The organism is Rhodococcus sp. 05-2254-5 (genome assembly GCF_002258575.1).
In the GTDB taxonomy this organism is placed as follows: domain Bacteria; phylum Actinomycetota; class Actinomycetes; order Mycobacteriales; family Mycobacteriaceae; genus Rhodococcoides; species Rhodococcoides fascians.
On the sequence record NZ_NOZG01000001.1, the window covers coordinates 102,309 to 115,899 of the forward strand.

Genomic DNA, 13,591 nt, shown 5'->3' on the forward strand with positions numbered 1-13,591 from the left:
GATAGAGCACTGGTGACCGATCGGTGCGCCACTGATGGGGCCATGAACGCATGCGCTGCAGCGCGAGATGAAAGGTTGTCGGAAAAAGATTCACCGCGGCTGTCACAGAAGTCGACGCACCTGGATCTACCTGTTCTCGAGAAGGCACGACGAGACAGGGAGTCCCCATGAGCGCACCGACACGACTACACGTAGCGAGGGCACGTTCGAGGAGCAGTCGATCTACGGCCGGCCCCCTGAGTCCTGTCATCGATCGAGGAGCGCTGCCGAACTTCGCTCGGATCGAGACCCTCAGGCTCGACGATCCCACCAACCGGATCGTGACCCTCGCAACCACCGACGAGGTCTGGTCGCTCGTCGTCGAGTGGAATTCGAGCAACCTGCTCGTCGACACCGAAGACGAACGATTGATCAGACTTGTCGATGCGGCTCTCCGCGCTGCGCACTGCCAGCCTCACGCCGCGTGCCGTTTCACCCTCGACTACAACCCGACCCATCTCAACAACGAAGTCGGCCGACGCAGCGTGGCCTTGACCGCAACGATGCGCCCAACTTCCGGTGACGGGATCCTGATCACGATCACCCGGGATGCATGATGTGCGCGCTACCCAACCCGACTCAGGCACCCCTCGACGGATACCGGTCGCTACGTGATGCACCCTCGCTCGACCCCCAGAACAATCCGTGGATCCGCAACTGTGTGCTCTACGTTGCCGGTGGAGTCGTGTCGGCAGCACTGGGCCCGATCCTGAACCTCGACACAGCGATCGCATGGGGTGGAGCAGCACTCGGCGTCGGCGCGGGCGCGGCCGTCAGCTACAACGGCTATCGCGCCACGATCCGAGCCGAAGAGACCGATCGTGCGATCGAGCAGCTCTGCCGGCTGACCGCGTCACCGCCGACCCGTGATGTCCTGACGGCGACTCGGTGGAGCGGCCAGTGGCCCGGCCGTCCGGGCAGAATCACCGTCCGCTACCAGTCGGCCGCGCTCCTTCTCGACGAACAGTGGGAGCCCCGCGTCGTCGAATTGCTCTCCCAGCAGAGCTGGGGCCGGTACCGGATCCAGAAGCACAACACACGCAAACGCCGTCTCGTTCTCGTCCCGGACACACGGTCCGTCTCCGAGACGCATGTCTCGCCCGAACTCGTCAAAGCCACGCGCACGATTCTCGCGCTGCTAGGGCCGACCGGAAAGATCACCAGACACGAGACGGACCCGAGCACCGGGGATCTTGTAGCTGTCGAAGCCACCCATGAGGTCGGACATCGACTCGAGTCCGAGGGCTATCGGGCCCGAGTACAACGAGTAGTGAGCGTCAATCTGCCCGGTCGGTGGCGTGCTCGCTGGAACCTCGAAACGGACTGGGTGCGTTTCGAGGTGCGCCCGACCTTTCCGAAGAAGCTCTACAACCCGGCCGGCCTCGGCGACGCGGAATCCACGACCGATCTCGGCGACCTCGCGCACTCCGACTACGACTCGGTCGCGATTTCGTACGGCGAGGACGAGGACGGCAACCCCATGGTGTGGCGGCCGGCGATCGACCCACACTTCATGCTCGTCGGTGCATCCGGAACCGGAAAGACCGTCACCGCACACACCCTGCTGACACAGCTCACCGCGCACGGTTGGCCGGTATGGGTCGTCGACGGAAAAGGGGTCGAGTTCTTGGGCTTCCAGGACTGGCCGAATGTACAGATCGTCGCCAGCCACATGGAGCACCAGGTCGCGGTCATCTATCGGTTCTGGAATCTCATGGAAACCCGGTACTCGCTGATCGTCAACGGAGAAGCTACCGAGGCCGACTTTGAGCCCGTCGTTCTGTTCATCGACGAGTACGCCGACTTCCGAGGCAACCTGCTCAACTGGTACTCGAGCATCAAAGGTAAGGGTGATCCCACCAAGCCGAAGACCCTCCAGGAAGTGGCGTCGATCGGACGAAAAGGCCGCACAGCGAAGTGCCACATGGTGCTGGGAACGCAGCGACCCGATGCCGAGTACTTCGGCGGCGACATGCGAGACAACTTTCGCCAGCGCGTATCGATGGGCCGTCTGAGTCCGCAGGGCGCGTTGATGATGTGGGAATCGGCAACCACTGGAGTCGGTATCCCGCGCGGATGTCGTGGGCGGGCGACCAGTGTCAACGACCACAACCAAGCGGTCGAAATTCAGACCTACTTCACTCCCGACCCCCGCAAGACTGAGCCCGGGGCCGACGACGCAGCGGTGCTGGACCGCCTGCGTCCTCTCGAAGTGCGGCACGAGCGGTTGGTGATCCTCGACCCGGATCCCGGCGGCACCGTGGACGGCGACGAAGAGATCCGTTTCCATCACGTCTCCGGCGCGCCCTGGGCGCGCGCGTCGGACCATCCCAATCTCGATCCCGTCGCCAGGCGAAAGACGCGCGCGGACAGTGATTCAGCTCGTCGCGCATCGTCGCCGATGGCAATGCTCAATCTCGACACCCCCACCGTTCGCCAGCCCAAGCCCGACGCGCAGACGCCGAAAGAAAAAGCCGTGTCCGGCGTCCCGGGCTCTCCGATGCACAAGGACCGCCCGCACCTGCAGGTGGTCCCCGACGCCGGTACCGACGTCGACGACTGGGAGGGCTACGGCGAATCCGAAGACACTGCTCCGGTCGACCTCGTTGCCGGCGACCTAGTTCTCCTCGACGAGGACGCCGGGATCTGGGTCGTCGTCGACAACGAACCCGACATCTACGGAGACGAGTCGGGTGACGACATGGTCGGGCTGACCTGGCGTGGCGACGGCGACGACGAGGGGGTGCTCGACATTCCTCTCGACGCGACTGTTCAAGTTCGTCGCCCCCTTGCCCTCGCCACCTGAATCACTCTGCGACACACACGATCAGAAGAGGAACAACCACATGTCCCAACACGGCAACAACAGCAAAGCCCTCTCCGACGACGATCAGATGGCGCTGATCTGGATCGCCCCACTCGCAGCCACCATGGCTCTCGGATCCGCAGGCCTGTGGTGGTCGACGGCAATCGCCTGGCTGGTCGAGCACTCCATTCTGATCGCCAGCGAGGCATCCCCGATGGTGCAGATCCCAGCATCGGACGGTGCCGGGCTCGACGGTCGACGACTGATCATCGCTCTCGCCGTCGTCGTCGCCCTCGGTGCCGTCGCGATCAGCGCCGGCCGCTCGGCCTACTCAGCCCGACAGGCTCGACTGCACCGAGGAGACCGGGGATGAGAACGAAAGCCACCAGTGGTCGCCGCGCAGAACTACGCGCGATCGCGAGCAGAGAATCGTTCACGATGCCGCTCGGTCAGTGTGTCCGAGACAGCAACTGGGCCGCCCGCGAAACGGCGGTCGCAGAGCTGCTGCAGTCACGGATCCCACGTCTCGAACGGCGCCGGAAAGCAACCGTCGCTGCAGCGCATCTCCTCGAATCGTGCGAGACCTGCCCGCTCGCGGCCTTCGTCGCATGCCGCACAAGAGCCGAGGCAGATAGCTATACCGGCGTCGCGGCAGGCGGACTGTACGACCGAGGAACTCTCATCACCGAAGAAAAACGACCCGACGGTCTGGACGCGATGCACTCCCGCGAGGTAGTGTCCCCAACATCTGATGTGCGGTCTGACCAACCGCATCAACTGAAAAGGGATGCACCATGACTGACGTCGACGTGGTTTCGCGTACGCAAAACAATCTTTCCCCCGCACTGTGTGATGCAGTGCCCGATAGCAATACAATGAATCCTGACCGGAATACCGGTTCATGGAGTCGCTCGACGACGCCGAGGGGTGGTTCCTTCGGCCCGACGAGCGACGGCAGTGACGCTGCGCGTGCGCGACGTCGCTCCACTCCCGCGGCGGGATCTAACAGAACATCCCGCCGCGGGAGTGCCTCGTCGGTACCCTCCGGACCCGCCCGCCGCCACCTGCTGTCGTTGCGGCTCGGCGGTATGCCCGACCAAATGATCCTCGATCTCACGAAGCTCAGCCTCAGTGATGTGGAGACAGTCGCCAACCACAAATGCTTCGAGACCACCGCAAGCATCTCGAAAGCTATTCTCGACGTCACCTTCCACCCCACCCGGGGACGGGCGATGACCTTAGGTGTCGGAGCTCAGCGACGGATCCGGGCCCTCGTCGCGATGGGCTACTCGGTGCAAGCGCTGTCCGAACTGACCGGGCTGTCGGTGCCCAAGCTTTCGACGTTGCCATCGGATCAAGTTGTCCCCAGTGAACTCTGGTCCGTCATCAACGACGTCTACGACCAGATCTCCATGACACCCGGCCCCGACGAGCAGGTCCGGAATGCAGCCCGTGAGCAGGGATGGGCGACGCCTCTTGCTTGGGACGATGACGAAATCGACGACCCCCGAGCACGTCCACATTCGCCCCGAGGCATCCGCGGCGTGGACGAGGCGGCCGTCTACCGTCGCCTGTGCGGCGAATGGAGACTGCCGCTCACTCTTGCAGAGCAAGCCGAGATCGTAGGAATTTCGCTCCGTCGGCGGTGGTCAACCGAGCACCTGGCCGACGTACTCGGAATCGATCTCGACTCAGCGGTGAAAAAGAAGGTCCGCTACCGTGCCCGGATGGCCGTGCACGCCGCTCGCTCCGATGGTGAACGAGAAGCCGATGTTGCGTAGCGACTACGTCAGAAGTGTCGTGGTCGCTCTGGCGGCAGGCGTCCTATGGGCCTTGATCGCGGCGTCGTCGGCATCCTGGGCCAGCACTCAGGCATCAACTGCTGCGACTGTCGGCCGCGTCTCGATTGTCGCGATAGCAGTGATCGTCGGGGTAGCTCTGTCGGCCGCGCTGCGGACCACCGTCATCGCGGTGTGTGCACGGGTCGAGATCTCCGTCGACGAGGCGGCGCTGGGGACGAAAATTCCCGTCATCGTCTCCGGTGTCGTGTGGGGCGTCATCTCCGCTTTCGTCAGTACTCCGACGAGTGCGCCGCCGGCGGCAATGCTGTTCTTGGCTCTGGTAGTGCCCTGGATTGCGTGGATCGACCAACGCGTGCAACGGATTCCGACTGCTCTTGCGTATCTGGCCGCCAGCGGAACTGCAGCAATGATCTTGCTCACCGGTGTCGTTCACGGCACCTGGGGCGCGGTCGGTCGCGCCCTTCTGGCCGGCCTGGCCGCCGGCATATTGTTCTTCGCGCTTGCAGTGCTTCTGCGCGGCGGAATCGGTATCGGCGATGCGCGACTGGTGGTCTCACTCGCGATGGTCCTAGGCTACGTCGGCTGGACATCCCTCGGTGCGGCGCTGGTGTTCTCGATCCTGACGGCTTTCGTCGGAGTGATAGTCGTGCGGGTCCTTCGAGCGATCAGATCCGAGCCTGCACGGTCGCATATCGCGCTGGGCCCGTACCTCGCACTCGGCACCGCGCTCACTCTCGTCGCATCCTGATCCGCCTGCGCGCAGTTGCGTCCTGCTTTTTCTTCCCTCCCCGAACTCGACAGCTCCCGAAGAGGTGATTGCCATCATGGCGAAGACACATCAGACCGCATGGACAGCCATTGCCGCAGCCGTGATGGTCGCTGTGGCGGCCGCGGCTGCCGTGGTGATCACGACGGATCACCACGAGGCCGACACTGCGCCACCACCACCCCAGGTCTTCCACGACGTCATCACCGTTGCGAGCCTTCTCGACGCCCTGCCCGTCGTCGACGATATCGACAGCACGGCCAGGTGGCCCGACGGTCAGCGCTTGGCGGAACTTCTCGTGCGGCCGCCAGGCAGCGATCACGGATGCGACACCAGGAACATCGCATTGGCAGCGGAGCTCGAGGCCGTCACATTCGCTGCCGGAACGGACAATTGCGTTGTGGCACAGGGCGTGTTGAATGATCCATACACCGGTGTCACCGTCGAATTCGATGCAGCATCTGAGAAAGATGCTGCAGCAAGCGATTACGTCTACCCGCTGGACGCGGCGTGGGCGTTGGGTGCTGCTGCATGGGCACCCGAACAGCAGCAACGCTTTGTCAGCGACGTACAGACCAACATCATCGTCGCCAGCGCGCAGGCAGTTGAACATCGAGCCCAACGTGGGCTTTCTCAGTGGCATCCGAGCAACGACGACCTCGCATGTGCATTTGCGGCGAAATATCTTCGTGTGGCGCAGACATACGCCTTGCCCATCACCCGCGGTGATGCTGTCGCGGCCACGCAACTCTGCGGTCTCGGCAACACCGCGGTGACAACTGCGGGCGAGACCGAACCGGCGAACTGACCACACGATCGGCCACACAAATCTCCTCCCCAAGAGGAAATGAAAGTCCCTCGCACACAACATGAAAGAAGGAATCTCATGCCCAAGACCGCCGACCAGGCCGATGCAACCACCCGCGAGATCCTCGGCCCGCAGTTCACCGCAATGCGCAACCTTGTCGAAGCAGCCGAGAACAGCCGGCAGAAGGCCGAAGCAGTCGCCAAAGCGCAGGCCGAACATGTCGACTCGACCGCCGAATTCATCGTGGCCTACGACGCCGCCAAAGCTGCAGGCTTCACCACCGCCCAACTGAAGAAGGGCGGCTACGTCCGGCCATCACTGAAGGGAGTCGCAAAACCGGCCACCAGCAAGAAAGAACCCACGCAGACCCCGCCGGCAGAAACCGCCGCCACCGGCGGCGAACCCCACGGGCACGACAGTGGGCAGCAGAACCATGCCGCACCGGCGTCGGAGGAACACCGGAGTGATCACCACAACGAGCACGGCGAGCACGACGCCATGGCGAGCTGACATGACATCCCGTCGACAACCAGAGGGGGCTGTGCGATGAGCACCGACCGAACCGACGCGATCACCCATATCGAGCTGGCCTGCGACGTCTGCGCGCTGGAACCCCGGGACGGGGGAGCGGGACCGCGGGGCGCATGGTGGGCGGTGGCCATGAAAGATTGCTGCGCCGGCGGACAGCTCATGGCCCACCTCGCGTGCGACGAGCACTTCTTCGATCTGATTTCACAGAAGCTGCCCGGCGTATGCACGAGTTGTGGCCACCTGAGCCGGACCCTGTCCGACGTCGTCGATGTCGCATGGACGATAGGAACCGGAACCGACCTGCCCGGCCGGCCGGGACGATGACCCAAGCTGTCGCACTGCTCGGTGGAGGCGTCCGCCGAGCGTGCACTTGCTGCAGCGCTGTCGAATACTTCGGCGGCGCTGCAGGTCGAGTCGGTACCGCCGCCCCCCGCGGGGCCGCAGTACCGACTCTGTATCCGGGACCGCAAGACCCCCTCCGGGTGAGGTCCGATGTCCTCCGCGCGCCGTAGTCGTAACCGCGTCACCCCAGACGGGGGCGCGTTCGACCCCGATCGAGGATCCAGCGGAGAGCTGGAGAAGAAGCAAGGGGTGGTGCTCCCGCACGCATCCTTCGCCGACCGAGCCGCGAATCGCGAGCATGCCCGCGGCCTCGATACCGACATCGAAGGACTGCCCGGTCTGACACGCGCGCGCCGCGACCTCGAACGCGCCTTCCCCCGCAACACCGCCGCGCCGATCACGAACGAACGAAAAAGACGTTCGCTGCCGGCCGCGATCGAACTCCGTCGAAGCCTCAGCGCCCGCCAGCGCAATGCGCGATCAGCCACCAAAAGGACTGTCGAGCAGAGCGTTCCCCGAGCCCAGCACCGTGCGATGAGCACACTGATCGGAGATCCAGAAAATTGGAAACGCACCAACGACGCATTGTCCGATGTCAACGGTGATGCAGTTCGGCTCGACGACGACCAGCGCCGCCACATCCAGAGAGTCGACCGCGCAATCCAGCGATACGAGCGTGAGTCCGGACGTGGACACCTGGTCTACACCGTTGTGAGCTTGCCCCACGCCGTCATCCATCCATCCGAGCTACCCGAGACCCTCTCACCCGGCTCGGTCATAGCTTTCGACCGCTTCACCGGCGCCCGCCACTCGATCCACGAACTCGACGCACACAGCCATCCGACGGACGCCGTATTCGAGATCCAAACAACACGAGGGCTGTACCTCGGAGCATCGGACAAGGGCGACGACACGAGCCACCTCCTCCCACGGGGCACCCGCTACCGAGTCGTCAACTCGCACTTCGTCCCCTACGAGCGACCAGGTCAGAGGGTCAGGGAAAGGCTCGTCGTGCAACTCGAAGACATCGACACGGACTGACCATCAGCGAAAGGAACAAACAGACATGCCCACCGAAAAGGCCTCACCGCCACCACACCGACGAGAACGCCGCGCACCATGGCAATTTCATCCAGACATCATGCCGCGCGCCGACTTTCGCGCCGTCCAAGCCGAAGACCCCCAGACCGGACCCATCGACGGAGCCATCGACACCGGCGAAGAATCGGAATAGAGACGGTCACTTGTCATGGGCCCTGCGCGATCGGATGCTCTCGTCGAGCCACTCCGCACCATGATGACGGCCACAAAACGTGATACGCGCCCAAAACAAACCTCATCGGTTGCTTCTAACGTAGCCAGGGTGGAGCATACGAGTCATGCCTGTCTCTGAACTTCTGCGCCTCGGCAATGCTCGACCAATCGTCCGATGGGGCGACCCTGTCCTGCACACATCGGCTCGACCGGTGACCGACTTCGGTCCTGATCTGCAAAGTCTGCTTGCCGATATGTTCGCGACCAATACTGCTGCGGACGGTGCCGGCCTCGCCGCTCAGCAGGTAGGCATCGACCTTGCGGTGTTCATCTACGATTGCAGTGACGAGACCGGGACACGGCGAACTGGTGTCGTCTGCAATCCGGTAGTCGAACTCGCCGAAGGAAACGATCGACACCTCATCGATTTCGGTGAAGGATGCTTGTCCCTCCCCGGCGCATACACCGACCTCGCACGGCCAGAGTTCTCTATCTGTCGAGGACAGGACCAGTACGGTAACCAGATCGAACTCAACGCAGGCGGCACGCTCGGGCGTTGTTTCCAACACGAAACCGATCACATCAACGGTATCGTTTTCGGCGACCGCCTCTCGAAGCGCAAACGTAAACAGCTCTATCGTGACCACGAGACGGTCTCTGAGCAGTACAGCAACGATTGGCCAACACGATAGATTCTGCTCCGGAAGCAGTGACCGCTCTGCTCCGCCTACCCACCCGGTGACGTCAAGACCTTCACGAAGCCTGACATTCATCTACACGAAACAGTAGGTCGAACCCTCAACGCATCCATGGCTCGCTATTGCACGGCAACGGACCATATGGTCTTGTATCCTGGGCTAGGGAACAGGAGTTCGGGGAACATATGCCTTACGCAATGGCTGCGGCGTCGCTACGGGCCGCGATTCCAGAGGTAGTGACGGCGTACAGAACCACTTTGCTACGCGAGAATAGTCCCCTCGGGATCAATCCGGGGGTGTGGTCACAGTGCCGCCGCCAAGCACTGGCAATCCTCAACGAGTGCGTAGATGCATTAGGCCTTCCCACGTCTTCGACTACTCGGTCGGCGATTCCAGACGAGTACACCCGGTTGCTCGGCTCGCATCGAGCCCTACAGGCAATACCGGCTTCGGAGTCCGTGCGAGCTGTGGAGATTCTGTGGTCATCCCTTGAGCCTGCAATAGAGCTGGCCGCCAAAGAGGCACCCTTGACACACCGACCTGGGGTCTGGAGACGCATCAACGCCGCTTTTCGCCTTGCTGCCGGTGGCCGCCTTCACACGGGCATGCTCAGCTACGAGGAGACCCGAGGCCATTTGAGGGACAGGCAACTTCGAGTGCTTGAGGCCGCGTCAGACGCATCTTTGACCAACCGGGAGCTTGAAGTGTTGGAGGCTGTGGCGTTCGCGATGACCAACCGGCAGATCGCTCGCACTCTGAATATTTCAGAGCTCACAGTCAAGCGGCATCTGTCCAACGCCTATCTGAAACTTGGGGCGTCGTCCCGTATGGACGCGTTGCACAGGCTATTCGGCAGCCGCATCTAGCGGCCCGCAATTTCATACCGCGCGCACCAGGAGGGTGCCGAGCATCGCGAGGTTTGCTGCGTACTGGGTGGCCATGAAAGCGCGGTACCCGCAGCGCCGTGCCTTCAGGTCATAGTCGTTCGCCCGCGCGCATAGCGCCATCACCCAGAGAGCTCCAGCAGTCAACGGCAATGTTCCGAACAGTGCGAGCGGTGCCCATAGCAGTGAGGCGATCGGTGCGCATACTCCAACGACAGTCGTTCCGAATATGGCCAGCCGCCGTGCAGAGCTGAGTCCACGTTGCGCTGCCAGAGTGCGCCTCCCACCAATGGCGTCCCCGTGGGCATCGGATAGGTCCTTCACGACCGCTCCCACCAACGCCATCCATGTTGCCATCGATGCGCAGAAGACTTGTTCCGTACGCCCAAATCCTCCGCCGCCGGCGGCCGCTCCGGCAGCATAACTTGCCCAGCCGAGGCCGAATATCACTACAGAAGAAGACAAACTCCAACGCTTGGCAGCCAGTGGCGGTGCCGAGTACACCCACCCAAGCGTCAGGAAGGCGAAGGTCCAGCACCACATCTCGCGCCCCGCAACTGCAGCCATCAGCAGGGCTGTGATCGCCGTAGCCACGCTGACCCACCGGGCTGTACGGACTGCCAGTTCCCCCCGCGCAATCGGTCGCTGCGACGCGTTTGCCACATCCTCAAGGACGTCAGTCACACCATTGAACAAGTACGTCGATATCACGACGGCCCACCAGGTCAACGCGCCGGCCGCTAATTGTCCGACACCGACAGGCCCTGCAGTCGCTGATACGCCGGCAATTCCAACCGCGAATCGAAGCAGATAGACACCTTGGACCTGCGGTCTGGCCTCCACGAAGCACAACCATGCATTTCTTGCGGGACTCGACGCGCCCCCAGGACGACCTACCTGTGTGCCGTGCTTGACCGACTCACACCGATACGACCACCCATCTGACACAGCCGGAGCCTAGCTGTCGCAGTGCACGAAGGTTTCTGCCCGGACTTGTCTTCGCTAAAACTACATCCAAAGTTGTAGTTTTCTGAGGTATTACCTACTCCCTTCGTGCCACAAAGGGGACCAACGTATTCGCTGCTAGGCAGACTCGACTGGTACCGAAATGCACAGCAGGCGTACTGCAACTCTCCGAGTAAGCGAGGACCATGAGCAATCCGTTCGACGATGAAGACGGCAGCTATTTCGTTCTCACCAACGAGGAGGGGCAGCACTCTCTCTGGCCGGTCTTTATCGACGTCCCGGCCGGTTGGTCAAGAGTGTTCGGCGAGGCCAAGCGGACTGCTTGTCTGGAGTACGTCGACACCCACTGGACCGATTTGCGCCCCAAGTCACTCGCCATTGCTCAGGCCGAAAACCGCAGCCAGACAACTAATGTCGGACCAACTATGCGGCCGGGAACGACCAATTCGGTTGAGGGCATCCCAGCCGATGCCTACCACAACGAAATTAGGTCGTAGCTCGATGGGAGCACAGTCAGGCTCGTCCGTCGCGGACGTTGTTGGGGTCGGTTTTGGACCCTCCAACCTCGCTCTCGCGATAGCTCTTCAAGAGTCCATCCAGCCCGGACCGGTGCCGGCAAAGTTCAGCATGAAGTTCTACGAGCTCCAGCCTCGTTTCGGCTGGCACCGTGGGATGCTCATGGAGGATGCGACCATGCAGGTCTCTTTTCTCAAAGACCTTGCCACCATGCGCAATCCGATGAGTCGGTATACGTTTGTGTCCTACCTCCGAGAGAAAGAGAGAATTGCTGAGTTCATCAACAGCAAAACTCTCTACCCACTGCGGGTGGAGTTTCATGACTACCTGGAGTGGGCAGCTAGCCAATTTCAGTCAAACGTCTCGTACGGGTCCGAGATCAAAGACATCCGACCAGTAGTCGAGAATGGCGTGGTGGAGTACGTCGATGTAGTCGGCCCAGATGACGTTGTTCAGCGGGCGCGGAACATCGTGATCGGAATGGGTTTGACGCCTCGACTTCCCGATGGTGTCAACAGATCTGAGCGGATCTGGCACAGCTCCCAACTGCTGGGCAGAGCAGCCGCAGTTACATACGTCCCTCAAAATTTTGTCGTCGTGGGCTCTGGCCAAAGTGCCGCCGAAGTTGCTGACTACCTTCATCGGACTTTCCCTCGCGCCAATGTGCACACCGTCCTGTCCCGCTACGGCTACAGCGTCGCCGATGACAGCCCGTATGCGAATGGAATTTTCGATCCGGAGGGAGTTGACCGGTTCTTCTCCGCTCCGACCGACGAGAAGCAGAGGCTCCTCGAATACCACGCCAACACCAATTACTCAGTGGTCGATCTCGATATTTCACAGTCGCTGTATCTCAAGAGCTACCAGGAGAAGGTCCTGGGCAAACAGCGGTTACGGATGATCAACACCTCGCGCGTCACATCCGTCGACGAGGACACAGACGGCGTACGGGTCGAGGTCACATCCTCGGCCACCGGTCTGACCCATACCATCGAAGCAGACGTGATCGTCTACGCCACCGGCTACCGGCCAAGTGACCCGGCACCGCTACTCCAGGGCCTGATGCGCGAATGTAAGCACGACGAGCAGGGACGGCTCAGCGTGGGACGCGACTACCGAGTGACGACGTCGGATGCGGTGCGCGCCGGTATCTATGTGCACGGTGCCAGTACCGAACACAGCCATGGACTTTCTGCTGGTCTCCTGTCCAACACTGCAGTCAGATCCGGTGAAATCGCCCAATCCATTCTCAGGAGATGACCATGTACGTCCCCCGGATCTACAAGGCAAGTGATCGGACATGGCTGCGCCGCGTGGTTGCGCAGTACCCTTTTGCGGCTCTGATCTCAAACGGCCCCAAGGCCCCGTACGCCACCCATTTGCCAGTCATCTGTGCTCCCTGCGCCCCTTCAGAGAGCGAGGACTTAGAAGGATCGACACTGTTTGGGCACATGAACCGGGCCAATCCCCACTGGGACTCGCTCGTCGACGGTGCGGATGCCCAACTTATTTTCACCGGGCCTCATGGGTATGTCACCCCAAGTGTCTACCAACGCGATTCTGTAGCACCGACCTGGAACTACGTCTCGGTACATCTCCGAGGAAAGCTGCAACCTGTTGCCGATTTCGAGGAGACGCTCAAGGTCGTTCAATTGACAGTCAGTACGTACGAGCAGAAATTCGGCAGCGGGTGGGAGATGGACAGTTCGCTGGACCACTACCGAAGGATCGGTCCGGCTGTGGGTGCATTCAGTTTTGAGGTGGAATCGGCGGATGGCATGTTCAAGCTCAGCCAGGAGCAGAACCTCGAGACCAGGCGACGGGTGGCGGACCACTTCAGCGCGAACCACGCCGGGCGAGGCAAAGAACTAGCTTCGTTCATGCGGGAGTACAGCCATGGTGACTACAACAACTTCTGATGGGGACATGTCGGACGCACCGACGGAACCCACGGCCCGGGAGCCTTTTGCGCCAAAAGAGCATTCCGTGCCCGCCATTTGTAAACCTTCAATTTCGCACCGGCTCAGCCATTTCGGCCTGGTCTGTTCATCGGTTTACGGATGCAAGCGGAGTTTATAAATTGTGCTACTGCTCTCACGCACCTTGTCCGCCGCCATTCCGACTCGTCGAGCAGGTCAATCGTTCAACCTTCGGAATGAAGTTGGGATTCCGGGGGATT

At 61.8% G+C, this 13,591-nt stretch carries 16 protein-coding genes; 15 read left to right on the forward strand and 1 reads right to left on the reverse strand.

Translation table 11 applies throughout. The features are described 5' to 3' along the window. Nucleotides 1–167: 167 nt before the first annotated feature. From CH278_RS00465 to CH278_RS27825, 12 genes are all read left to right on the forward strand, one after another. Nucleotides 168–596 carry a hypothetical protein gene (locus tag CH278_RS00465; protein WP_015586151.1) on the forward strand — a complete coding sequence of 143 codons (429 nt, stop codon included), beginning with the start codon at nt 168–170 and terminating at the stop codon, nt 594–596. Continuing rightward, entirely contained in the window at nt 596–2,845 is a 2,250-nt protein-coding gene (locus tag CH278_RS00470; RefSeq protein ID WP_052049378.1) for an FtsK/SpoIIIE domain-containing protein, read from the forward strand. The genes CH278_RS00465 and CH278_RS00470 overlap by 1 nt, the downstream gene beginning before the upstream one ends. A gap of 40 nt (nt 2,846–2,885) precedes the next feature. Continuing rightward, nucleotides 2,886–3,218: a hypothetical protein gene (locus tag CH278_RS00475; protein ID WP_015586153.1), complete on the forward strand. Its 333-nt coding sequence runs from the start codon at nt 2,886–2,888 to the stop codon at nt 3,216–3,218. A gap of 727 nt (nt 3,219–3,945) precedes the next feature. Further along, nucleotides 3,946–4,626 (forward strand): hypothetical protein, encoded by a 681-nt coding sequence (locus CH278_RS00485; protein WP_052049379.1) that lies wholly within the window; start codon nt 3,946–3,948, stop codon nt 4,624–4,626. Then, nucleotides 4,616–5,395: a hypothetical protein gene (locus tag CH278_RS00490; protein WP_141216645.1), complete on the forward strand. Its 780-nt coding sequence runs from the start codon at nt 4,616–4,618 to the stop codon at nt 5,393–5,395. The genes CH278_RS00485 and CH278_RS00490 overlap by 11 nt, the downstream gene beginning before the upstream one ends. A gap of 76 nt (nt 5,396–5,471) precedes the next feature. After that, nucleotides 5,472–6,221, forward strand: a complete 750-nt coding sequence (locus tag CH278_RS00495) for a hypothetical protein (protein ID WP_015586157.1) — start codon at nt 5,472–5,474, stop codon at nt 6,219–6,221. A 78-nt stretch (nt 6,222–6,299) separates the two neighbouring features. Then, nucleotides 6,300–6,731, forward strand: a complete 432-nt coding sequence (locus tag CH278_RS00500; RefSeq protein ID WP_015586158.1) for a hypothetical protein — start codon at nt 6,300–6,302, stop codon at nt 6,729–6,731. 36 nt (nt 6,732–6,767) lie between these two features. Beyond that, on the forward strand, nt 6,768–7,076 hold the full coding sequence (locus CH278_RS00505; RefSeq protein WP_015586159.1) for a hypothetical protein: 309 nt from the start codon (nt 6,768–6,770) through the stop codon (nt 7,074–7,076). 168 nt (nt 7,077–7,244) lie between these two features. Further along, on the forward strand, nt 7,245–8,135 hold the full coding sequence (locus tag CH278_RS00510) for a hypothetical protein (RefSeq protein WP_015586160.1): 891 nt from the start codon (nt 7,245–7,247) through the stop codon (nt 8,133–8,135). 25 nt (nt 8,136–8,160) lie between these two features. After that, nucleotides 8,161–8,328 (forward strand): hypothetical protein, encoded by a 168-nt coding sequence (locus CH278_RS27285; RefSeq protein WP_155289036.1) that lies wholly within the window; start codon nt 8,161–8,163, stop codon nt 8,326–8,328. Between the two features lie 145 nt (nt 8,329–8,473). Then, nucleotides 8,474–9,040 carry a peptide deformylase gene (def, locus tag CH278_RS00515; RefSeq protein WP_015586162.1) on the forward strand — a complete coding sequence of 189 codons (567 nt, stop codon included), beginning with the start codon at nt 8,474–8,476 and terminating at the stop codon, nt 9,038–9,040. A 473-nt stretch (nt 9,041–9,513) separates the two neighbouring features. Beyond that, the gene (locus tag CH278_RS27825; protein WP_052047785.1) at nt 9,514–9,912 is read left to right on the forward strand and encodes a helix-turn-helix domain-containing protein; all 399 of its coding nucleotides are present in this window, start codon (nt 9,514–9,516) and stop codon (nt 9,910–9,912) included. 12 nt (nt 9,913–9,924) lie between these two features. On the opposite strand, the gene CH278_RS00525 is transcribed toward CH278_RS27825, so the two are convergent. After that, a complete protein-coding gene (locus CH278_RS00525; RefSeq protein WP_080730065.1) occupies nt 9,925–10,878 on the reverse strand; it encodes a UbiA family prenyltransferase in 954 nt (317 codons plus the stop codon). 203 nt (nt 10,879–11,081) lie between these two features. Here CH278_RS00525 and CH278_RS00530 point away from each other — a divergent pair, with 203 nt between their 5' ends. From CH278_RS00530 to CH278_RS00540, 3 genes are read left to right on the forward strand one after another with little or no spacing between them, the layout of a single operon-like run. Beyond that, nucleotides 11,082–11,393: an MbtH family protein gene (locus CH278_RS00530; RefSeq protein ID WP_015586165.1), complete on the forward strand. Its 312-nt coding sequence runs from the start codon at nt 11,082–11,084 to the stop codon at nt 11,391–11,393. Nucleotides 11,394–11,397: 4 nt separating this feature from the next. Continuing rightward, nucleotides 11,398–12,672: a lysine N(6)-hydroxylase/L-ornithine N(5)-oxygenase family protein gene (locus tag CH278_RS00535; protein ID WP_015586166.1), complete on the forward strand. Its 1,275-nt coding sequence runs from the start codon at nt 11,398–11,400 to the stop codon at nt 12,670–12,672. Further along, nucleotides 12,669–13,331, forward strand: coding sequence for an FMN-binding negative transcriptional regulator (locus tag CH278_RS00540; protein WP_202902192.1), 663 nt, complete (start codon nt 12,669–12,671; stop codon nt 13,329–13,331). Before CH278_RS00535 ends, CH278_RS00540 begins: the two co-directional genes overlap by 4 nt. Nucleotides 13,332–13,591: the final 260 nt, after the last annotated feature.

What these genes read in the sequence shown, in the direction of transcription:
- CH278_RS00465 (WP_015586151.1), top strand. Translation starts at nt 168, where the DNA reads ATGAGCGCACCGACACGACTACACGTAGCGAGGGCACGTTCGAGGAGC.
- CH278_RS00470 (WP_052049378.1), top strand. Translation starts at nt 596, where the DNA reads ATGTGCGCGCTACCCAACCCGACTCAGGCACCCCTCGACGGATACCGG.
- CH278_RS00475 (WP_015586153.1), top strand. Translation starts at nt 2,886, where the DNA reads ATGTCCCAACACGGCAACAACAGCAAAGCCCTCTCCGACGACGATCAG.
- CH278_RS00485 (WP_052049379.1), top strand. Translation starts at nt 3,946, where the DNA reads ATGATCCTCGATCTCACGAAGCTCAGCCTCAGTGATGTGGAGACAGTC.
- CH278_RS00490 (WP_141216645.1), top strand. Translation starts at nt 4,616, where the DNA reads ATGTTGCGTAGCGACTACGTCAGAAGTGTCGTGGTCGCTCTGGCGGCA.
- CH278_RS00495 (WP_015586157.1), top strand. Translation starts at nt 5,472, where the DNA reads ATGGCGAAGACACATCAGACCGCATGGACAGCCATTGCCGCAGCCGTG.
- CH278_RS00500 (WP_015586158.1), top strand. Translation starts at nt 6,300, where the DNA reads ATGCCCAAGACCGCCGACCAGGCCGATGCAACCACCCGCGAGATCCTC.
- CH278_RS00505 (WP_015586159.1), top strand. Translation starts at nt 6,768, where the DNA reads ATGAGCACCGACCGAACCGACGCGATCACCCATATCGAGCTGGCCTGC.
- CH278_RS00510 (WP_015586160.1), top strand. Translation starts at nt 7,245, where the DNA reads ATGTCCTCCGCGCGCCGTAGTCGTAACCGCGTCACCCCAGACGGGGGC.
- CH278_RS27285 (WP_155289036.1), top strand. Translation starts at nt 8,161, where the DNA reads ATGCCCACCGAAAAGGCCTCACCGCCACCACACCGACGAGAACGCCGC.
- def (WP_015586162.1), top strand. Translation starts at nt 8,474, where the DNA reads ATGCCTGTCTCTGAACTTCTGCGCCTCGGCAATGCTCGACCAATCGTC.
- CH278_RS00530 (WP_015586165.1), top strand. Translation starts at nt 11,082, where the DNA reads ATGAGCAATCCGTTCGACGATGAAGACGGCAGCTATTTCGTTCTCACC.
- CH278_RS00535 (WP_015586166.1), top strand. Translation starts at nt 11,398, where the DNA reads ATGGGAGCACAGTCAGGCTCGTCCGTCGCGGACGTTGTTGGGGTCGGT.
- CH278_RS00540 (WP_202902192.1), top strand. Translation starts at nt 12,669, where the DNA reads ATGACCATGTACGTCCCCCGGATCTACAAGGCAAGTGATCGGACATGG.